Here is a 20430-nt window from a genome sequence, read left to right on the forward strand (position 1 = left end):
GTCATTCCCCCCATGCCACGCGCAGGTCGAAGCTGACCCGGTCCTCGCGCACGCCGTCGTACACCGGGCGCGCGTAGCCGACGCCGTAGCCGATCTGCCGGCCGGCAGCCAGTTGCCATTCGTGTTCGTAGCGCACCTGCGGGTACCACTCGGCGCCGAAGCCTTCCTGCCAGTAGTTGACCGCCGACACGGCAAGCCGGTGGCGGAAGTGGCGGTCGTAGCGGCGCCAAGCGATGTGGTCGGCCCGCAGGCCCAATTCCAGTGATGCGTCGCGCGTCGGATTGAAGTACGGCGCGTCCTCGCGCGAGCCGCGCCCGGCCTGCACGCCGCCGAATCCATTGAGCAGGAAGTGCGGGCGGCTCGTCAGACGCTGGTCGAACAGCACGGATGCGGAGTCGCGGCGATTGCCGTCCTCGTAGCGCAGGTGCTCCAGGCCCGCCTGCACGGTGGTGAACTCGGTGGGCGTGTAGTCGAGCCGCACGCGGGCCGCGTCGGCCGAAATTCCCGCGCGCCGCGCCTGCAGCGATGCCAGCGGTTCGTTGAGATAGACCGACGCCCGGCCGGCGAGTACGTCGCTGAAGCGCCATTGCCCCCAGGTGCCCACCGTGGTGCCGTCGTCGTAGTCGTCGGTGGGCACGGCGGCTTCCAGGCCCCACTGCAGGCGGTCATGCACGTACGACAGGCCGGCGCCGAACAGCCGGTGGTGGACGCGCTCGCCCTCGAAGTCCGCGTTGGCTTCAAGCACATGCGCGGTCAGCCGCCAACGGTCGTTGAAGAGCGGCGACGCGACGCGCAGTTCGTGGCGTGAATCGCGCGAGCCGAGGGGAGACGCCACGGCGGTGTCCGCGGTCCCGTCGTCGGTGTTGCGGCCCCACGCGGATTCGTAATTGACCTGCCAGCCCTGGCGGCGCTCCCAACGCTGCTGTGCGCGCTGTGCATGGAGGTTTTCGGGGTGCAGCGCGATGAGCTCCGCCAGCAGGCGACGAGCTTCGGCTGTCCGGTCCAGGTCCAGTAATGCCTGTACCTCGCCGACGCGGGGCGCGGCATCGTCCGGATCGAGGGTCTTCGCCACGCGGTGACGCTCCAGCCCGCGCTCGCCCCAGCCACGCTGGAGATACACCGACCCCAGGGTCTGGTGCAGGTGCGCGTTCATCGCGCCGACCGACACCAGCGATTCCGCCCGGCGCTGCGCGTCGGCGAGGGCGTGCGCGAAGGAATCGACCAGCACCCGCGTCACGTCGACGTCGTAACGGCGCCAGTTGGGATATTCCTGCCGGGCGCCGGCGCGGGTCAGCCACGGCGCTTCGCTGGCCTGCAGCGATTCCATCAGCGCGTAGGCATCGTCGAAGCGTTCGCTTTCGACATAGGCGTAGACCAGCAGGATCCGGGCCTCGTGGGCTTCGGGATCGTCCCGCAACGTGGCTTCCAGCGCGTCCACGGCCAGCTCGGGGTGGCGCGCCGACAGCAGCGAGTCGCCGACCGCCGCGCCCACGTATGCAGGCAGCTCGCCACCGTCGGCGACGACCTGCCGATACCGCTCGCTGACCGCCTCGTGCTGCCCCAGCGTGTTCAGAGCGATGAGTTCGTCGTTGGCCATGCGCTGGCGCGAGACGGCGGCATCGTCGGTGGCGGCGAGCTTGGCGGTCAGTCCGGCCAGCGCGGCCTGTGCGGCCTGCATTTCGACCAGGCGCGATTCCGGGGAAACCGGATGCAGGCCGCCCCAGACGATCATCCGTGCCACGCGGTCCGCCTGCAGGCGGCGGGCGATCACGGGTTCAAACAGGTGCGGCCGGGCCTGGTACAGCTCCCATGCGCGGTGCGAGGCGCCCAGGTCAGCCAGGGCCAGCACCCTGAGGCGGTAGGCGTCGTCGTCGGCGGGGTCGCGCTGCAGCAACGCCTCGCAGATCGCCAGGGTTTCCAGCCAGCGGCCTTCGTCGCGGAGCCGCCAAGCCTCCACCATCGCCTCGCCACGCGACATCGTGGACAGGGCGGAGGCCGAAAGACGGGGGGTGTCAGGCGAGGGCGGGGTGGCGGGTTCGTTCCCGCGGGCCAGCCCGATCACGCAGGCTTGGGCCAATGCCAAGCCTGCGCATAAGCGCAGTGCAGTGTGTCCCACGAACTCCCCCTGTAGACAACGACAACGGTCTGGCAACAAGTGCAGGCACCCCATGGGTGCGCCGGCACGTCTGCACAGACTTTATTAGTGTGAAGCGTGTCACGTTTCGTGCGCTAGTAATAACGTCGGAAGCGTGACGGGAGGGACACGAGGAGCAGGGCGGACCTGACCCGGTTCAGGCGGATAGACTGCGCCTCCGGTCTCCACCTCTCTCCACCTCACCATCCCATGCCCATTTCCGCGCAGCCGCACCCCGACCTTGAAGACACCCGCATCGGCGTGGTCGGCCTGGGCTATGTGGTGCTGGCGGTGCCGCACGCCGGGTTCGCCTCCGAGGCGGGGCGGGGCGACCTGCGCCGGTGGACCAAGCCGCACTCGGTCATCTACGACGCCAAGTCGGCGCTGGAGGGCGTGGAGGTCGACGGGCGGCTCTAGCCGTCCGCGCCGACAAAGCCCGCGGGCACAAAAAAACCGGCGCAAGGCCGGTTTTTTTTTCCACTGCCAGTTGGGCGGGCCAACTTATTGGTCGGGGAGACAGGATTTGAACCTGCGACTTCTACGTCCCGAACGTAGCGCTCTACCAGGCTGAGCTACACCCCGACGGCAGAGCCGCGAATTCTAACGAGTCGGTCGGGGGCGACGCAATAGCCCCGTATGCCTGCAGTGAGCAAGGCGGCGGGCAGGGCGGCCGGCTGCGGCTAAACTGTGCGGCTCATCGAACCCCGCCTGCGGCCCGTGCCGCAGGCCCGCCACACCTGGAGTTCCGCTTGATCAAGCCGCGTACCCCGCCCGGGGTCATGGAGCTGCTGCCCCGTGACCAGATCGCCTTCCAGCGCATGCTCGACACGATCCGGCGCCACTTCGAGCGCTTCGGCTTCCTGCCGGTAGAAACCCCGGTCATGGAGCTGTCGGAGGTCCTGCTGACCAAATCCGGCGGCGAGACCGAGCGGCAGGTGTACTTCGTGCAGTCCACCGGCGCGCTGGCCAAGTCCGGCAGCGAGGGTGGCGAGGGCGGCATGCCGGAACTGGCGTTGCGCTTCGACCTCACCGTGCCGCTGGCGCGGTATGTGGCCGAGCACGAGCACGACCTCGCGTTCCCGTTCCGGCGCTACCAGATGCAGCGCGTCTACCGCGGCGAACGCGCCCAGCGCGGTCGCTTCCGCGAGTTCTACCAGTGCGACATCGACGTGGTCGGCAAGGACAGCCTGAGCGTCCGCCACGACGCCGAGTTCCCGGCGGTGATCTTCGCGGTGTTCTCCGAACTGGACATCGGCAAGTTCACCATCCAGCTCAACAACCGCAAGCTGATGCGCGGCTTCTTCGAGGCGCAGGGCGTGGGCGACGCGGAGCTGCAGGCGCGGGTGCTGCGCGAGGTCGACAAGCTGGACAAGCGCGGCGCCGACTACGTGCGCGAGACGCTGGTGGGCGAGGGCTTCGGGCTGTCGGCCAAGGCCGTCGAGCGGATCCTGGCGTTCGTGGAGGTGCGTTCGACGTCGCATGCCGATGCGCTGGCGCAGTTGGACGCGCTGGGGACGCCCAACGACGCGGTCCGTGCCGGCGTCGAGGAACTGCGCGAGGTGCTGGAGCTGGTGCGCGCACTCGGCGTGCCCGAATCCCACTATGCGCTCAACTTCTCCATCGCCCGCGGGCTGGACTACTACACCGGCACCGTCTACGAGACGACGCTGGACGACTACCCCCAGATCGGGTCGGTGTGCTCGGGTGGTCGCTACGACGACCTGGCCAGCCACTACACAAAGTCGAAGCTGCCGGGCGTCGGCATCTCGATCGGACTGACGCGCCTGTTCTGGCAGCTGCGCGATGCCGGCCTGGTCGACACCGCGGCCAGCTCGGTGCAGGTGCTGGTGACGCAGATGGACGCGGCGCACCTGCCGCAGTGCCTGGCCCTGGCCGCCGAGCTGCGCCAGGGTGGCCTCAATACCGAGGTGGTGATGGAGGCGTCCAAGCTGGGCAAGCAGTTCAAGTACGCTGACCGCGCCGGCATCCGTTTCGTCGCCGTACTGGGCGAGGACGAGATCGCGCAGGGCACGGTGACGGTCAAGGACCTGCGGCGCGAGGACCAGTTCACCGTGCCGCGCGACGAGCTGGCCAAGGCGCTGCGCGTCGAATTGGCGCAGGCGGAAGTGGAGGCGCGGGCATGAGGCCGGTTCGCCTCGATGGCCGCTCACTGACGCGGGCGCAGCTGGTCGCGGTGGCGCGTGGCGCCCTGATCGAGCTAGACGAAGCGCAACTGCCGGCGGTCGCGCGCGCCGCCGAGTTCCTTGCCGAGCAGGTGCGGCGCGAGGAGCCGATCTACGGCGTGTCCACCGGCTTCGGAAGCAACGCCGACCGGCTGCTGGGCGCCCGCCGCCAGCGCGAGGCGCTGCCCGGCGAAGCCCACCGCGGCGAAACGCTGCACGCCGAATTGCAGCGCAACCTGATCGAGACCCACGCGGTGTGCGTCGGCGAGCCGTTCGCCGCCGACGTGGTGCGGGCGATGCTGTGCATCCGCATCAACACGCTGATGCGCGGCCATTCCGGCATCCGCGTGGAAACGCTGCAGGCGCTGGCCGAGATGCTCAACGCCGGCATCGTGCCGGTGGTGCCGCAGCTGGGCTCGGTGGGCGCCTCGGGCGACCTCGCGCCGCTGTCGCACCTGGCCATCGTACTGTTGGGCGGCGGTGAGGCGTTCTACCAGGGCGAGCGCATGCCCGGTGGCGAAGCACTCTCGCGTGCGGGGCTGTCGCCGGTGACGCTGTCGTACAAGGAAGGGCTGGCGCTCAACAACGGCACCGCGCAGATGCTGGCCTGTGGCGTACTGGCGCTGCATGAGCTTGAGGAACTGCTGGACACCGCCGACCTCGCCGCGGCCATGACCATCGACGCCTTTGCCGGCCGGTTGGGCGCGTTCGCGCCGGAGGTGCACGCGCTGCGCCCGCACCCGGGCCAGGTCGAGGTGGCCGCGCACCTGCGGCAACTGCTGGAGGGCTCGACTCTCGCCGACATCCCCTACCACCTGGTGCCGCGTTTCCGCCCGTGGGCGCCGCGCAGCTGGGACACGCCGGAGGCGCAGGCGCTGCGTTTCGACATCGGATGGGACTGGGTGCCGCTGGACCAGCGCCACGGTCGCGAGAAGTTCTACACGCGCTTCCGCCCGTTCCGTGGCGGCAAGAAGCACCAGCCGCAGGACAGCTACTCGCTGCGCTGCATCCCGCAGGTGCACGGCGCAGTGCGCGACGCCGCCGCGCAGGCCGCGCGCGTGCTGGAGGTCGAGCTCAATTCGCTCACCGACAACCCGATCGTGTTCCCGGACGCCGACGCCGAGCACGTCGAGCAGCAGGTGATCTCCGCCGGCCATTTCCACGGCATGCCGCTGGCGCTGGCGATGAGCTACGTCAAGGCGGCGATCCCGGTGCTGGCCAGCATTTCCGAGCGCCGCCTCAACAAGCTGGTGGACCCGGCGACCAACGACGGCCTGCCAGGCTTCCTGATCGGTAACGAGGACGCCACCGAGTCAGGTTTCATGATCGTGCAATACACCGCCGCGGCCATCGTCAACGACCTGGCCAGCCGCGCGCACCCGGCCTCGGTGTACTCGATCCCGACCAGCGCCAATGCCGAAGACCACGTCTCGATGGGCGCCAACGAGGCGCGCCACGTGCTGTCGATGGTCGATGACCTGGGCAAGGTGCTGGCGCTGGAGCTGTACACGGCCGCGCAGGCGCTGGACCTGCGGCGCGACATGATCAACGCCGCCCGCGACCTGTCGCGGCGCAGCGACGCCGTCGTCTTGGCACGCAAGGTGGCGGGCGGGCCCGAGCCGGACCTGGACGCGGACGGCCGAAAGGCGTTCGTGGAGGAGGTCGAGGGCCTGCGCGCCGAGTTGGCGCAGGCACCGGAGTTCCAGCCGGGCCGCGCCGTGGCCGCCGCGCATGCGCGCATCCGCGAGGCGATCCCGTTCCTCGGCCGGGACCGGGCGCTGGATGCGGAGGTTGCCACGGCCGTGGCACTGGTGAAGGGCGGCGAGATCATCGCCGCCGCGCGATCGGTGTAAGGCGTAGCCCGGGTAAGCGAAGCGCACCCGGGGCGCGAGTGGAATGGGAAATCCCGGGTGCGCTTTGCTTACCCGGGCTACGTGATCAAGCCAACGCGCCCGCCATCCGCACGCAATCGCGTCCGCCCGCCTTGGCGGCATAGAGCGCTTCGTCCGCCCGCTGCAGGGCCTGGTCGATGGCGTCGTCTCCGTCGTCGCCGTGTCCAGTTGGTAACTGGTGGACCCCGATGCTGGCCGATATGCGGACCGTGTGGGGGCCGCTGGTGCACGGTTGCGCGTGCAGCGCCTGCCGCAACGATTCGCCCACGCGTGCCGCGTCGTGCACGCCCATGCCGGGCAGCGCGGCGACGAACTCCTCGCCACCAAACCTCGCCAGCAGCGCCTCGTGCGGACGCAGCGTCTGCCCGATGGTGCGGGCCGCCCAACGCAGGCAGTCGTCGCCCACCAGGTGGCCGTGGCGGTCGTTGATCGACTTGAAGTGGTCCAGGTCGATCATCAGCAACGACACCGGGCGGTCGCCGCGCTCGAGGATCTCGAGCAGGCGTTCGCGGAAGTGCGTGCGGTTGTGCAGCCCGGTCAGGCCGTCGCGCTGGCTGGACTCGCGCAGTCGCGCGTGGGCGTTCTCCAGCTGGCCGAGCGCACTGCGCAGCTCCCCGGTGCGCTGCATCACCTTCTGCTCCAGGTGCAGCTTGGCCTCGCGCACGATGCGTTCGTTTTCGTTGCGCAGCGCGGCGTAGCGGTAGCCCAGGGCGACCGAGAGCAGCAGCATCTCCAGCGCCGAACCGATCTGCACGCCGTACTCGGTGTAGAACGTCTTGGGCAGCACGCCGAACGCGACCAGCGTGAACATCGTGGTGCCCAGCAGGAACATCGCCCAAGCCAGCAGGAACAGCCGCGCCGGGCGGTAGCCGCGACGCAGTACCACGATGCTGGCCACGGCGATCCACAGCACGCCGACCAGCACCGCACGCGACGCGATCGGGGTGGAGACGCGGTAGGGCAGTTCGAGCGAGGCCAGCCCCAGCAGCGCGAAGAACGTGATCAGTCCCAGGCTCACCCAGTTGCCGCGGGGCCAGCGCTGGGGCAACTCCAGGAACGTGCGCGCGAACTGCTGCATGCCGATCAGCGCGAGGCAGATCGACAGCGGCACCGCCTTGTCGGCCAGCCATGCAGAGGACGGCCACAGGTATTCGAATCCCAGCCCGTTGAGGGTGAACAACACCAGCCCGAACGCGGTGATGTGGAACAGGTACCAGAAGTAGCTTGGGTCGCGCAGCGTCAGCCACAGCACCAGGTTGTAGAAGAACAGCGCCAGCAGGATGCCGTAGTACAGGCCGATCGCCAGCTGCGCGTCGCGCGACATTTCGGTGAATGCAGTGGGCGTGTACAGGCTGAGCGGCACCTGCATCGAACTCTGGCTCTGCACCCGCACATAGAGGTCCACGGCGTCGCCCGGGGGCAGGTCGAGTGCGAAGTTGGGGTGGCGGTAGCGGATGCTGCGCACCTTGAACGGTGCGTGGTCGCCGCCGCGCTGGTGCTGCACGGTGCCGTCTTCGCGACGCATGTAGACATCGACGCGATCGCTGAGTGCGTACTCCTGCACCAGCAGCCAGCGCGGCTCGCCCGGGTGCAGGTTGACCAGCCGGGCATGGAACCAGAACGCGCCGGGCTGGAAGCCGAATGCCGCGCTGGCCGAGGGCAGCGGTTGGAACCGCCCCTCCTGCTGCCAGACGCGCGCGGCATCAAGGTCGGCGTCGCCGTCGACGTCGTGCAGGTAATCGACGTACGGGGACAGCGCCAGCTGCGACTGCCCGGCGTCGATCACCAGCGGGCCCCGTGTCTGCGCGGCCTGCGCATTCGCCGCTCCCGCCGTCGCCAGCAGCAGCCACAGTCCAATCCGAAACGCCCAGTCCGGCATCCACGCTCCTCGGCTTGGAACCGCTCCCCGGTTCCCGCATCCGGCCAGTGGGCCGGGGCGTCGGAAGTCTAACGCCGTGAACGTGGTATCCGCGGGACCGGGGCCAAGTGGGCGTTACCGCGCGCAAGGAGGAGCGCCGGGCATTGGGCAGGGGTTTCCTTCGGGTTGACCGCAAAGGCGCAACGCATTAATGTGCCAGCGCGTTAATACATTGGATCATCATGAAGCGCCGCGCACTTGCCCCTGTTCCCGACGATGCCACCCCGGTCGACAGCCTCGACGAGCTCGCCGCCGCGATTGCGCGCCTGCGCGATCCGGCGCAGATACGGGCCTTCTTCGAAGACCTGTGCACGCCCGCCGAGCTGGAGGCAATGACCGACCGTTGGCGGGTGGTGCCCCTGATCGCCCAAGGCGTGCCGTACCGCGAGATCCACGACCGCACCGCGGTCAGCGTCACCACCATCGGCCGGGTCGCGCGCACGCTCGACCGTGGTGCCGGCGGTTATGCGGCGGCGTTGCCGCGTCGCGCCCCCCGTTCCCGTTGAGTCCCTGCCCATGAGCCCCATCGCCACCCCGGCGGCGCGCGACCGCCTGCGCATCGCCATCCAGAAATCTGGCCGCTTGGCCGATCCCGCCCGCGCGCTGCTGTCGTCCTGCGGCCTGAGCTGGCGCGAGAGCCGCGACCGCCTGTTCTGCTACGGCGAAAGCCTGCCCGTGGACCTGCTGCTGGTGCGCGACGACGACATCCCGGGCCTGATCGCGGACGGCGTCTGCGACCTTGGCGTTGTCGGCCGCAACGTGCTGCAGGAGCAGGACACGGACCGCCGTGCGGGTGGACGCGCATCCGCGTTCCGCGAATGGCGGGCGCTCGGGTTCGGCGGTTGCCGCCTTGCGCTCGCGGTGCCTGAAGCGTGGGCATGGGAGGGGCCGGCGCAGTTGCAAGGCACCCGTATCGCGACCAGCTACCCGGCGCTGCTGGCGCAATGGTTGGCGGGCGAGGGCATCGATGCGCAGGTCGTGCAGCTGTCGGGCTCGGTGGAAATTGCCCCAAAGCTTGGCCAGGCAGACGCTGTGTGCGACCTGGTGTCCAGCGGAGCCACGTTGGCGGCCAACCAGCTCAAGCCGGTGATGACGTTGCTGGAAAGCGAGGCGGTGCTGGCCGGCCCGGTGACGGCGTTCGATGACGCACGCCGCGAGTTGGCGGACATGCTGCTGCGCCGGCTCGACGGCGCGCTGCGCATCCGCAACAGCAAGCTGCTGATGTTCCAGGCCTCGCGCGAGGCGGTTCCGGGGCTGCTGCCGCTGCTGCCCGACGCCGAGGCACCGACGGTGATGCAGGTGGACGGCTGCGATTCGCTGGCGCTGCAGGCGCTGTGCCACGGCGCGGTCACCTGGCAGCGGCTGGAGGACCTCAAGCGTGCCGGTGCCCGCGGGCTGCTGGTGCTGCCGGTGGAAGGGATGCTGGCATGAGCGTGCCCACCATTGATTTCGGGGCCAGCGGCACCCGGGAAGCGGGTGGCGGACTGGATCCGGCCATCCCCCGACGGATCGAATGGGGCGTGCTGGACGCGACGGCACGCGCAGTCGCACTTCGCCGGCCGACACAGGCCACCGGCGCGGAGACCGCAAAAGGCGTGGCGCGGATCATCGAGGAGGTGCGCAACCGCGGCGATGCCGCGCTGCGCGACCTGACACGCGACCTGGACGGCGTGTCGCTCGAGGCACTGGAGGTCGGCGCGGCGGAATTCGACGCGGCCGAATCGCTGCTGGACGACGGCGTGCGCACGGCGATCGACGAAGCCGCCGGGCGCATTGAAGCCTTCCACCGCGCCGGCCAGCTGCAACCGTATGCGGTCGACACGGCGCCGGGCGTCACCTGCGAGCGCATCCTGCGGCCGATCCGCCGCGTGGGCCTCTACGTGCCCGCCGGCTCGGCCCCATTGCCATCGACGGCGTTGATGCTGGGCATCCCCGCAAGCCTGGCGGGCTGCCGCGAGATCGTGATGTGCACGCCACCGCGGCGCGATGGCCGCGCGGACCCCGCGGTGCTGTACGCGGCGCGGCGTTGCGGTGTCACCCGTGTGTTCAAGGTGGGCGGTGCGCAGGCGATCGCCGCCATGGCATTCGGGACCGGCAGCGTGCCTGCGTGCGACAAGCTCTTCGGGCCCGGCAATGCGTGGGTCACCGAAGCGAAGGCGCAGGTCGCGGCGGTCGAGGCCGGCCCGGGCATAGACATGCCTGCCGGCCCGTCGGAGGTGCTCGTGATCGCCGATGCCGGCGCCAACCCGGCCTTCGTCGCCGCCGACCTCCTGTCGCAGGCCGAGCACGGCCCCGACTCGCAGGTCGTGCTGGTCAGCGACGACGCCGGGCTGGTCGACGCCGTGCGCGTGCAGCTGGACGCGCAACTGGCGCAGCTGCCCCGCGCGGACATCGCCCGCCGTGCGCTGACGGCCTCGCGGCTGGTGCGCGTGGCAACGCTGGACGAGGCGTTCGAACTCAGCAACGGATACGCGCCCGAGCACCTGATCCTTGCGCTGCGCGACCCGCGTCGCTGGCTGCCCAAGGTGCAGGTGGCGGGTTCGGTGTTCCTCGGCGACTGGTCGCCGGAGGCACTGGGCGACTACTGCAGTGGCACCAACCATGTGTTGCCGACGGCGGGCGCGGCTCGCTTCTGTAGCGGTGTCAGCGTGGCGAGCTTCCAGGTGGCGATCACGGTGCAGGAAGCCAGCCGCAGTGGCGTCGCCACGATCGGCCCATGCGCGATGACCCTGGCCGAGGCGGAAGGACTGGGTGCCCACCGCCAGGCGGTGGCGCTGCGGGTGCAGGCGGCGGGGGCGGGTGCATGAGCGCCACGGACGTGACGGCACTGGTGAGGCCGGACCTGCGCGCATTCGCCGGGTATCGTTCGGCGCGCAGCGAGTCGCTGCGAGGCGACGTCTGGCTCAATGCCAACGAGTCGCCCTGGGCGAACCCCGCGGATGATCCGTCGGCCACGGCTGGCGGCGTGAGGCGCTATCCCGACCCGCAGCCGGCGGCCTTGCGGCAGGCACTCGCCGGACTCTACGGCGTCGCGCCCGGGCAGGTGCTGGCCGGGCGCGGCAGCGACGAGGCGATCGACCTGCTGGTGCGTGCCCTGTGCGCGCCCGGCGATGGCGCCATCGTGATCACGACGCCGACGTTCGGGATGTACGCGGTGTCGGCGCGCCTGCACGGTGTGCGGGTGGTCGATGTCCCGCTGCTCGAGGCGGGGTGCAATGGCGCCTACTCATGCGACTTCGATGCCGTGGCCGAACAGGCTGAGGCCGCCGGCGCGCGGCTGGTGTTCCTGTGCTCGCCCGGCAACCCGACGGGAAGCGCGCTGCCGCTGGAGGCGGTGGACGCACTGGCCACACGGCTCGAACGCCAGGCGGTGGTGGTCGTGGACGAGGCATACGGCGAGTTCGCGCAGGCGCCGTCGGCGGCAACGCTGCTGGCGCGGCGCGCCAATCTTGCCGTCCTGAGGACGTTGTCCAAGGCGCATGCGCTGGCCGCCGCCCGCATCGGTGCCGTTCTCGCTGCGCCTGCGTTGATCGACGTGCTCCGCCGGTGCCAGGCGCCGTATCCGCTGCCCACGCCGTGCGTCGAACTCGCACTGCATGCGCTTGCGCCGGAAGCACTGGACGTCACCCGCGCGCGTGTCGCCACCGTTCGCGTGGAACGCGAGCGCCTGCGCGAAGCACTGCAGGCCAACCCGGGTGTGCGGCGTGTGTATCCGTCCGACGCCAACTTCCTGCTGTGCCGCTTCGCCGATGCCCAGTCGGCGTTCGATGCGCTGCTCGCTGCCGGCATCGTCGTCCGCGACATGCGTGCAATGGCGGGTCTGGGGGATGCCTTGCGCATCAGCATCGGTACGCCAGAACAGAACCGGTGGGTCGTCGAGGCGCTTTCCAACATGGCGGTGGCGGCATGAGCGCTCTGCGGCCGGTGCTGTTCGTCGACCGCGACGGCACCCTGATCGAGGAGCCCGGCGATTTCCAGATCGACGCCTACGAAAAGCTGCGCTTCGTGCCCGGCGTGATTCCCGCGCTGCTGCGGTTGCGCGACGCCGGCTATCGCTTCGTCATGGTCACCAACCAGGATGGCCTGGGTACCGATGCATTCCCGCGCGAGCGCTTCGAAGGCCCGCATGGCCTGATGATGCAGGTGCTGGAAAGCCAGGGCGTGGCGTTCGACGACGTGCTGATCGACAGCAGCCTGCCGGCCGACAACGCCCCCACGCGCAAGCCCGGCATCGGCCTGGCATTGCCGTACCTCAAGGACCGCAGCATCGACTGGGCGCGCTCGGCCATGGTCGGCGACCGTGAGACCGACAACGCTTTCGCCCACAACCTTGGCATCCGGCCGTTCCAGCTGCGCACTGCGCAGTTCGGCGGCGAGTGGGACTGGGCCGGCATTGCGCATGCACTGGCGGATGCGCCGCGCGTGGCGCGCGTGGTCCGGCGCACCCGGGAAACACAGATCGAGGTGGCCATCGACCTGGACCGCGCCGCCGAACCCCGGATCGAGACCGGCCTGGGCTTCTTCGACCACATGCTCGAGCAGCTGGGCAAGCACGGCGGGTTCGCGCTGGAGCTGACCTGCAAGGGCGACCTGCACATCGACGAGCACCACACGGTCGAGGACAGCGCGCTGGCGCTGGGGCAGGCGCTGCGGGAGGCGCTGGGCGACAAGCGTGGCATCGGCCGCTACGGCTTCACCCTGCCGATGGACGAGGCACTGGCGTCAGCGGCGCTGGATTTTTCCGGCCGCCCATACTTCGTGTTCGAGGGTCGCTTCGCGCGCGAGTCGGTGGGACAGCTTGCGACCGAGCTGGTGCCGCACTTCTTCCGGTCGCTGTGCGAGACCGCCGGCCTCAACCTCAACCTGAAGGTGCAGGGCGAGAACGACCACCACCAGGTCGAGGCGTGCTTCAAGGTGGTGGCGCGCGCGCTGCGCCAGGCCATCCGGCGTGAGGGGTTCGACCTGCCAAGCACGAAGGGCACGCTGTGAGGAGGCTGGCATGAGCGTCGTGCTGGTCGACTCCGGCGGTGCCAACATCGGTTCGGTGCGCTACGCGCTCGAGCGCCTGGGTGTCGATGCGCCCCTCACTGCGGACATCGACACCATCAGGACCGCCGACCGCGTGATCCTGCCCGGCGTCGGCGCGGCAGGCACGGCGATGGCCCACCTGCACGCGCTGGGCCTGGTCGACGTACTGCGCACGCTGCCGCAACCGCTGCTGGGCATCTGCCTGGGCATGCAACTGCTGTTCGAATCCTCGGCCGAAGGCGAGGTGGCGTGCCTGGGACGCATTCCGGCGCGGGTGGAGCCGCTGGCTCCGTCGCCCGGCGTGCGCGTCCCGCACATGGGCTGGAACCGGCTTCGGCATGGGGCGGACGATCCACTCCTCGCAGGCGTGGCCGACGGCGCACAGGCGTACTTCGTGCACGGCTACGCGGCACCGGTAGGTGACTGGACCGTGGCCGCCAGCACGCATGGCGCGCCGTTCTCGGCCGTGGTCCGCAGCGGCCGCTGCTGGGGCGCGCAGTTCCACCCGGAGCGCTCGGGCGAGGTGGGTGCGCGACTGCTTCGAAATTTCCTGGAGATGCCTGCATGACTGCGCCGACGTTCGGCTTCACCGTCTACCCCGCGATCGACGTGCGCGAGGGCCGCGTGGTGCGCCTGCGCCAAGGCGACTACGCGCAGGAGACGCGCTACCCCGACGCGCCGCTGGAGGTCGCCGCGCGGTATGCCCGGGCCGGCGCACGCTGGCTGCATCTGGTGGACCTGGACGCCGCGCGGGAGGGCGGCTACACGCTGGCACCGCTGCTGCGCGACATCGCCGCCGACACCGGCCTGCAGGTTCAGACCGGTGGCGGCGTGCGGGACGAAGCTGCGGTCGAGGCGATGCTGGACGCGGGTGCATCACGCGTGGTGGTGGGATCGCTGGCGGTGCGCGAACCGCCGCGGGTCATCGAGTGGCTGTCGAGGTTCGGAGCCGAGCGCATCACGGTGGCGCTGGACGCGCGCCGTGGGGTGGATGGCCGCTGGCGGCTGCCCGTTGCCGGCTGGACGCAGGGCAGCGGGCTGGAGCTGGACGTGCTGTTGAAGGCGTATGCCGATGCCGGCCTCAGGCACCTTTTGTGTACCGACATCGACCGGGACGGGATGCTCGGCGGGCCGAACCTCGAGCTGTACCAGGGGTTGGTCGAAGCGGCGCCGGGCGTTGCGATACAGGCCAGTGGAGGCGTGCGCGGCGTGGCCGACGTCCGTGCGGCGCGCGAGGCAGGCTGCGGCGGTGCCGTGCTGGGCAAGGCGCTGCTCGACGGCCGGTTCGAACTGTCGGATGCGCTCGCGCTGGAAGGCGTCAGCGAGGCGGCGGACGTGTCGCCATGTTGAGCCGCCGCATCATCCCCTGCCTGGACGTGAAGGGCGGGCGCGTGGTCAAGGGCGTGCGCTTCCGCGACCACGTCGACATGGGCGATATCGTCGAGTTGGCGCTGCGCTACCGCGACGAAGGCGCCGACGAGCTGGTGTTCTACGACATCGGTGCCAGCCCCGAGGGCCGCCGCGTCGACCGTGACTGGGTCGAACGCGTCGCGCGCGTGCTCGACATTCCGTTCTGCGTCGCGGGCGGCATCCGCAGCGTCGATGACGCCCGCGAGGTGCTGCACGCCGGCGCGGACAAGGTGTCGGTCAACAGCCCGGCGCTGGAGCGGCCGGAGCTGATCGACGAACTGGCGGCGGCATTCGGCGTGCAGTGCATCGTTGCCGGCATCGACAGCCTGCGCGACGACGACGGGCAGTGGCGGGTGCGCCAGTACACCGGCGACCCATCCCGCACGCAGGCCTTGCCGCGGCGCACGCTCGACTGGGTGGTGGAGGTGCAGAAACGCGGGGCAGGCGAGGTGGTGTTGAACTGCATGGGCAGCGACGGCGTGCGCGAGGGCTTCGACCTGGAGCAGCTGGCGGCGGTGCGCGCAGTGTGCGAGGTCCCGCTGGTGGCGTCCGGGGGCGCCGGCGCGCCGGCGCACTTCGTCGACGTGTTCTGCCAGTCCGATTGCGATGCGGCGCTGGCCGCGAGCGTGTTCCATTCCGGGGCGATCCGGATCCCCGCGCTCAAGCGTGAGCTGCAGGCGGCCGGCGTGGAGGTGCGCGATGTCGCCTGATTCAATCCGGGACGAAGTAACGACGCTGGAGGCGGACACGCTTGCCTGGGACAAGCAGGGCGGCCTGTTGCCGGCCGTGGTCCAGGACGCGCGGACCCTGCAGGTGCTGATGCTGGGCTACATGGACCGCGCCGCGCTGGCCGCGACCCTGTTCGACGGACGGGTCACCTTCTTCAGCCGCAGCAAAGGCCGGCTGTGGACCAAGGGCGAGTCGTCTGGCCACGTGCTGGAGCTGGTCGGCATCGAAACCGACTGCGACCGCGACACCCTGCTGGTACGGGCGATTCCGCACGGGCCCACGTGCCACCTGCAGCGTGCGAGCTGTTTTCCCGAGGCGCCTTCGGACTTCCTGGGGGAACTGGACGCGCTGGTGGCTCGCCGCGAACGCGAGCGCCCGGTGGGCAGCTACACGACCTCGCTGTTCGAGGGTGGCGTGCGCCGCTGCGCGCAGAAGGTGGGCGAAGAGGGCGTGGAGACCGCACTGGCGGCGGTGGCGCAGGACGATGCCGCGCTCGTGGGCGAAGCGGCGGACCTGGTGTTCCATCTCATGGTCACGCTGCGCGCGCGCGGCTTGTCGCTTGAGGACGTGCGTAGCGAGTTGAAGCGGCGGCACAGCCGTTAGGCGGTTGGCTCAGGAGCACGTGCTCTTGCCGTCATTCCCGCGAAGGCGGGAATCCAAGGACGTTGCTCCTACACGCCACGGACGGTCGCCGTCCCGCCGCACGATCAAGCAACCTGCGTTCGCGGGCAGGATGACGGAGCGAGACCGCCGAGGCATCTGGTGGCCGAAGCCGCAGGCAGCGGCGACGACGTCATGGGCCAGCCGCATCCGGGCGGCATAATCCTCCGGCATTCCGGAGGCCGCATGCGCTCGCTGATCCTGTTTTTCGCCGTCCTTTGTTTCGTCGTGCCCGTACGGGCCGCCACGTCGCCTGTGGCCGGATGCGCGGGCGGCTCGGTGTTCGAGGATCGCAACGGCAATGGCCGTACGGACGCAGGTGAGCCCGGCCTGGCAGGCATCGCCATCTCCGATGGCAGGACGGTCGAACGTACGGATGGCGACGGCCGTTACCGGATGTCGGCGTCGGCGGATCGTCCGTTGTTCCTGCTGAAACCCGCCACGCATGTGCTGCGCGAGCGCGGGAATGGACTGCCGGATTACTGGCGGGGTGCCGGGGATGGAGTGGCGAGCGCGTCGGACAGGAACAGCGTGCCGCGATGCCGGCCGTTCGCCCTGGCCCCGTTCGCGGCGTCGCCCGAGCGGCGCGAGGCGCTGGATGTCCTCCTCTTCGGCGATCCCCAGGTCAAGTCGACGGCCGATGTCGGTCATTTCGAGCGCGACATCATCGAACCCCTGATGCAGGGAGCCGCTATCGACATGGGGCACCGCTTCAACCGCTTCCACTTCAAGGGCGTCGCCGCCGACCTCGGCCTGAGCCTGGGCGACATCGTCGATGACGAGCTGTCGCTGTATCCCGATGTCATCGCCGCCACGACCCGGTTGGGCGTGCCCTGGCTGCACGTGCCGGGCAACCACGACCTCGACCTGGCGGCAGGCACTGATGCGGCGTCGCTGGCCACGTTCCGCCATCACTTCGGACCGGACACGTTCGCGTGGGAGGAGCCCGAGGCGACCTTCGTGGTGCTGGACGACGTGATCCACCTGCCGGGTGCGCAACCCGGCTACATCGGCGGGCTGCGCGATGACCAGTTCGACTTCCTCGATGCCTACCTGGCCACCGTCCCGCGCAATCGGTTGCTGGTGCTGGCGTTGCACATCCCGCTGTTCGATACCGGCGGGCGCGAGACGTTCCGTGCGGCCGACCGTGGGCGCCTGTTCGACCTCCTCGCCGAGTTCCCGAAGGTGCTGGTGCTGAGCGCACACAGCCACGTGCAGCAGCACGTCTGGCACGGCGCAGGTGCCGGTTGGCCCGGCGCCTCGCCGCTGCACGAGTACAACGTCGGCGCCACCTGCGGCGCGTTCTGGTCCGGCGCCCCGGACGAGGTGGGTGTGCCCGACGCGACCATGGCCGATGGCACGCCGAACGGGTATGCACGCCTGCGCGTCACGGCCGGTGGCGACTACTCCCTGGCCTGGCATCCGGCGCGACTCGAGGCGGGCGATCCCTCGCGCACGCAGGCCATGCACCTGCATGCCCCGCGCGTGCTGCGGCGGGGCGCGTATCCGGCCTGGGGCGTGTACGCCAATGTCTTCATGGGCGACGCGGGCACCCGCGTCGAGTACCGCGTCGACGGTGGTCCATGGCAGCCGATGCGCCGCGTCGAGCAGCCCGACCCGCTGCTGCTCGCCGAGAACGCGCGCGATGACGCCAGCGACGTGCTACGCGGCTTCGACCGCTCACCGGAAGCCAAGCCGTCCACTCACCTGTGGCGCGGGGCGCTGCCGACGGACCTCGGCGCTGGCTCACACCACGTGGAGGTCAGGGCGTTCGACCGTTGGCAGGGTGAGCAGCGGGCGGAAACGTCGTATCGGCTGGAGGAGTTCGGCGGGTAGAAAGCGTGCGTGGTTGCGTACGTCAGTACCCGATAGCGCGTCTGCCCGTTCTCGTCATCCCTCACTCTGTCCGGGCTGGCAGAGGGTCACATGGATTCACGGGAGGGAGAGCTTCATCCCTTCGTGCGACGCGACGAACCCCAGCGCCTCGTAGAACTTCAACGCGTCGGGCCTCGCCTTGTCCGTCGTCAACTGGACCATGTTGCAGTCGCGACGCCGCGCACGTTCGAGGGCATGCTCGAGCAACTGCCGCCCGACGCCTCCCGACCTCGCTTCGCGCGCGACACGCACGCCCTCGACCATGGCCCGCCAGCGCCCCTGGTAGGTCAGGGAGGGCAGGTAGGTCAGTTGCAGCATGCCGACGACGAGGCCGTCGCTTTCAGCCACCAGCAGCTCGTTGTTTGGATCACGCGTGATGGTCTCGAACGCGTCGTGGTACCCATGGGGCAACGGCGTTTCGTAACGTTCGCGCGTTGCTCCCAATGCGTCATCCGCCAGCATTTCGACGAGGCGGGGCAGGTCGGGGGCATTCGCAAGCCGAAATACCATGCGTTCGCCAGCCGCCTCGTTCACACCTTCGGCGCGCCGTCGATTTCCGCGAACGACTCAACACGCCAGTGGCCGTGAGTCGCGTCGCCGAGGCGCGGCTGGGGATAGTCCTCGCGCCGGTCGACCAGCACGGTGGCCAGGCCGGCCTCCCGCGCGGCGTCGAGCTCCTCGACCACGTCCGACAGGAACATAACGTCGCGGGCGGGCATGCCGATCGACTCGACGATGCGGTGGTAGCTGTCGGCCTCGCGCTTGCCGCCGACCTCGGTGTCGAACCAGCCCGAGAACAGGCCGGTCAGGTCGCCGGCGTCGCTGTGGCCGAAAAACAGCCGCTGCGCCGGCACGCTGCCCGACGAGTACACGTACAGCGGCAGGCCGGCTGCGTGCCAGGCTGGCAGGGCCTCGGCGGCGTCGGGATACAGGTGCGCGGTGAAGTCCGCGCCCTTGTAGCCGTCCGCCCACACCATGCCCTGCAGGGCCTTGAGCGCGGTGTGCTTGCGGTCCTCGTCGATCCAGCCCTGCAGCACCTCGACGACCATCGCGTCGTCGCACATGCCGCCGTTCTCGCTGGCCACCATGTCCAGCCACTTGCGTACCGCTGGCTCGCGGCCGCGGCGGGCGACGAAGCCGGGCAGGGCGCGGCGTGCGTACGGGAACAGCACGTCCTTGACGAACGAGATGCTGCTGGTGGTGCCTTCGATGTCGGTCAGGATGGCCTTGGGCATGGAACCGTTCTTGTAGGAGCGGCTTCAGCCGCGATGGATCTGGAGTGCGTCGTCTGGCACGGGAGCCCGGGCGGGCACGATCGCGGCTGAAGCCGTGCCTGCAGCCAGCGAGTCACATTCAGTGCGTCAGCGCGCCTGGCCCTTCTCGTAGCGCGGGAAGCGCTGGGCGATGTCGGTGCCGGTGAAGTGGCCGACCCACCCATCGGGCTCGGTGAAGAAGCGGATGGCCACGAAGCTGGGTTCCGGCCCCATGTCGAACCAGTGCGTGGTGCCGTCCGGTACGGCGATCAGGTCGCCCTGCTCGCAGGTAATCTCAAAGACCTTCTCGCCCACGTGCAGGGTGAACAGACCCGAGCCCGCGACGAAGAACCGGACCTCGTCTTCCTTGTGGAAGTGCTCGTCGAGGAACTTGCGCCGCATTTCCTCCCGGTTGGGGTTGTCCGGCGCGATGCTGACCACGTCGACCGTCCTGAAACCGCGCTCGGCCACCAGGCGGTCGATGTCGGAGCGGTAGGCCTCCATGATCGCCTCGGGCGTGTCGCCGGGCTGGACGGGTTTGCTGGCCTCCCACTGCTCGAACCCGACGCCGATGCGCGCCAGCTCGCGCGCCATTTCGGCGTGGTCGGCGGTGGTCAGCTCCGGGGCGTCGTGGCGGTTCTCGTGGAAGATGCGCAGGCGGCTCATCGGTGACTCCGGGGTTGCAGGCTCAGCAGTTGCAGCTCGCAGCCGAGCAGGAATTCGAAGGCTTCGAGGTGGCGGCGTGCCTCGGCCATGTCGCGGCCCCAGGCGTACAGGCCGTGGCCGTCGATCAAGTAACCCCACATGCACTGGCGGTCGAGCAGGGCGTCCACCTGCGCGGCCAGCGTGTGCATGTCCTGGCTATTGGGCAGCACCGGCAATTCGACTTCGGTTTCATGGGTGGTGTTGCCCGCGAAGGCTTTCAACAGCTCGTAGCCCTCCAGGTGCACGTGGCCGGCCCCGGCGTACAGGCGCGAGGCCACGGTCTGCGTCTGCGAGTGGGTGTGCAGCACGCAGCCGATTTCCGGGAAGCGCTTGTAAAGCTGCGTGTGCAGCAGCGTCTCGGCCGAGGACTTCTGGTCGGTGGCGACCGGCTGGCCGTCCATGTCGACGACCATGATGTCGCCTTCGGTCAGGCGACCCTTGTCGCGGCCCGACACGGTGATGGCGAGGTGCGCGTCGTCCATGCGACGCGAGAAGTTACTGCTGGTGGCCGGCGTCCAACCGCGCTCGGCCAACTCGCGCACGTTGACGATGATTTCGCCGGCGCAGTGGACCAGTCGCTGCGGATCGTAGGGGAGGGGGGCGTTCATGCCACGAGTTTAGAACACCCGTGCCAGTCCGCGGC

General features: G+C 69.7%; 19 protein-coding genes and 1 tRNA gene. 13 read left to right on the forward strand and 7 right to left on the reverse strand.

Features of this window, described 5'->3' with window-relative positions:
* Window position 1: 1 nt before the first annotated feature.
* A complete protein-coding gene (pgaA, locus tag K6753_RS04530; RefSeq protein WP_223674993.1) occupies window positions 2-2077 on the reverse strand; it encodes a poly-beta-1,6 N-acetyl-D-glucosamine export porin PgaA in 2076 nt (691 codons plus the stop codon).
* Between the two features lie 267 nt (window positions 2078-2344).
* On the opposite strand from pgaA, the gene K6753_RS04535 reads away from it, so the two are divergent.
* Window positions 2345-2551 (forward strand): hypothetical protein, encoded by a 207-nt coding sequence (locus tag K6753_RS04535; protein ID WP_223674994.1) that lies wholly within the window; start codon window positions 2345-2347, stop codon window positions 2549-2551.
* A gap of 88 nt (window positions 2552-2639) precedes the next feature.
* Here the strand turns inward: K6753_RS04535 and K6753_RS04540 are convergent.
* Window positions 2640-2716 (reverse strand) — tRNA-Pro (locus K6753_RS04540).
* Window positions 2717-2883: 167 nt separating this feature from the next.
* Here K6753_RS04540 and hisS point away from each other — a divergent pair.
* Both hisS and K6753_RS04550 read left to right on the forward strand, forming a co-directional pair.
* Window positions 2884-4278, forward strand: coding sequence for a histidine--tRNA ligase (gene hisS, locus K6753_RS04545; RefSeq protein ID WP_223674995.1), 1395 nt, complete (start codon window positions 2884-2886; stop codon window positions 4276-4278).
* Window positions 4275-6170 (forward strand): HAL/PAL/TAL family ammonia-lyase, encoded by a 1896-nt coding sequence (locus tag K6753_RS04550; RefSeq protein ID WP_223674996.1) that lies wholly within the window; start codon window positions 4275-4277, stop codon window positions 6168-6170. Before hisS ends, K6753_RS04550 begins: the two co-directional genes overlap by 4 nt.
* 85 nt (window positions 6171-6255) lie before the next feature.
* On the opposite strand, the gene K6753_RS04555 is transcribed toward K6753_RS04550, so the two are convergent.
* On the reverse strand, window positions 6256-8088 hold the full coding sequence (locus tag K6753_RS04555; protein WP_223674997.1) for a sensor domain-containing diguanylate cyclase: 1833 nt from the start codon (window positions 8086-8088) through the stop codon (window positions 6256-6258).
* A gap of 221 nt (window positions 8089-8309) precedes the next feature.
* On the opposite strand from K6753_RS04555, the gene K6753_RS04560 reads away from it, so the two are divergent.
* The 10 genes from K6753_RS04560 (at window position 8310) to K6753_RS04605 (ending at window position 17790) form a co-directional block, all read left to right on the forward strand.
* Complete coding sequence (locus tag K6753_RS04560; RefSeq protein WP_223674998.1) at window positions 8310-8633, forward strand: YerC/YecD family TrpR-related protein; 324 nt, start codon at window positions 8310-8312, stop codon at window positions 8631-8633.
* 10 nt (window positions 8634-8643) lie between these two features.
* Window positions 8644-9558: an ATP phosphoribosyltransferase gene (gene hisG / locus K6753_RS04565; protein WP_223674999.1), complete on the forward strand. Its 915-nt coding sequence runs from the start codon at window positions 8644-8646 to the stop codon at window positions 9556-9558.
* Window positions 9555-10934, forward strand: a complete 1380-nt coding sequence (hisD, locus tag K6753_RS04570) for a histidinol dehydrogenase (protein WP_223675000.1) — start codon at window positions 9555-9557, stop codon at window positions 10932-10934. Before hisG ends, hisD begins: the two co-directional genes overlap by 4 nt.
* Window positions 10931-12037, forward strand: coding sequence for a histidinol-phosphate transaminase (gene hisC / locus K6753_RS04575; protein WP_223675001.1), 1107 nt, complete (start codon window positions 10931-10933; stop codon window positions 12035-12037). The genes hisD and hisC overlap by 4 nt, the downstream gene beginning before the upstream one ends.
* A 5-nt stretch (window positions 12038-12042) precedes the next feature.
* On the forward strand, window positions 12043-13116 hold the full coding sequence (hisB, locus tag K6753_RS04580) for a bifunctional histidinol-phosphatase/imidazoleglycerol-phosphate dehydratase HisB (protein ID WP_223675708.1): 1074 nt from the start codon (window positions 12043-12045) through the stop codon (window positions 13114-13116).
* A 10-nt stretch (window positions 13117-13126) separates the two neighbouring features.
* The gene (hisH, locus tag K6753_RS04585) at window positions 13127-13723 is read left to right on the forward strand and encodes an imidazole glycerol phosphate synthase subunit HisH (RefSeq protein WP_223675002.1); all 597 of its coding nucleotides are present in this window, start codon (window positions 13127-13129) and stop codon (window positions 13721-13723) included.
* On the forward strand, window positions 13720-14505 hold the full coding sequence (gene hisA / locus K6753_RS04590) for a 1-(5-phosphoribosyl)-5-[(5-phosphoribosylamino)methylideneamino]imidazole-4-carboxamide isomerase (protein WP_223675003.1): 786 nt from the start codon (window positions 13720-13722) through the stop codon (window positions 14503-14505). Before hisH ends, hisA begins: the two co-directional genes overlap by 4 nt.
* The gene (gene hisF, locus K6753_RS04595) at window positions 14499-15275 is read left to right on the forward strand and encodes an imidazole glycerol phosphate synthase subunit HisF (protein ID WP_223675004.1); all 777 of its coding nucleotides are present in this window, start codon (window positions 14499-14501) and stop codon (window positions 15273-15275) included. Before hisA ends, hisF begins: the two co-directional genes overlap by 7 nt.
* Window positions 15265-15897 (forward strand): bifunctional phosphoribosyl-AMP cyclohydrolase/phosphoribosyl-ATP diphosphatase HisIE, encoded by a 633-nt coding sequence (gene hisIE / locus K6753_RS04600; protein ID WP_223675005.1) that lies wholly within the window; start codon window positions 15265-15267, stop codon window positions 15895-15897. Before hisF ends, hisIE begins: the two co-directional genes overlap by 11 nt.
* Window positions 15898-16140: 243 nt before the next feature.
* Window positions 16141-17790, forward strand: a complete 1650-nt coding sequence (locus tag K6753_RS04605; RefSeq protein WP_223675006.1) for a calcineurin-like phosphoesterase C-terminal domain-containing protein — start codon at window positions 16141-16143, stop codon at window positions 17788-17790.
* Window positions 17791-17886: 96 nt separating this feature from the next.
* Here K6753_RS04605 and K6753_RS04610 read toward each other — a convergent pair whose 3' ends face one another.
* The 4 genes from K6753_RS04610 to K6753_RS04625 form a co-directional block, all read right to left on the reverse strand.
* Window positions 17887-18363, reverse strand: coding sequence for a GNAT family N-acetyltransferase (locus tag K6753_RS04610; protein ID WP_223675007.1), 477 nt, complete (start codon window positions 18361-18363; stop codon window positions 17887-17889).
* Window positions 18360-19064, reverse strand: coding sequence for an acireductone synthase (mtnC, locus tag K6753_RS04615; RefSeq protein WP_223675008.1), 705 nt, complete (start codon window positions 19062-19064; stop codon window positions 18360-18362). The genes K6753_RS04610 and mtnC overlap by 4 nt, the downstream gene beginning before the upstream one ends.
* A gap of 126 nt (window positions 19065-19190) precedes the next feature.
* Entirely contained in the window at window positions 19191-19748 is a 558-nt protein-coding gene (locus tag K6753_RS04620) for a 1,2-dihydroxy-3-keto-5-methylthiopentene dioxygenase (protein WP_223675009.1), read from the reverse strand.
* Window positions 19745-20395, reverse strand: a complete 651-nt coding sequence (locus K6753_RS04625) for a methylthioribulose 1-phosphate dehydratase (protein ID WP_223675010.1) — start codon at window positions 20393-20395, stop codon at window positions 19745-19747. The genes K6753_RS04620 and K6753_RS04625 overlap by 4 nt, the downstream gene beginning before the upstream one ends.
* Window positions 20396-20430 lie beyond the last annotated feature (35 nt).

Origin of the sequence: Novilysobacter selenitireducens (assembly GCF_020026895.1) — a bacterium.
GTDB classification, from domain to species: Bacteria; Pseudomonadota; Gammaproteobacteria; order Xanthomonadales; family Xanthomonadaceae; genus Lysobacter_C; species Lysobacter_C selenitireducens.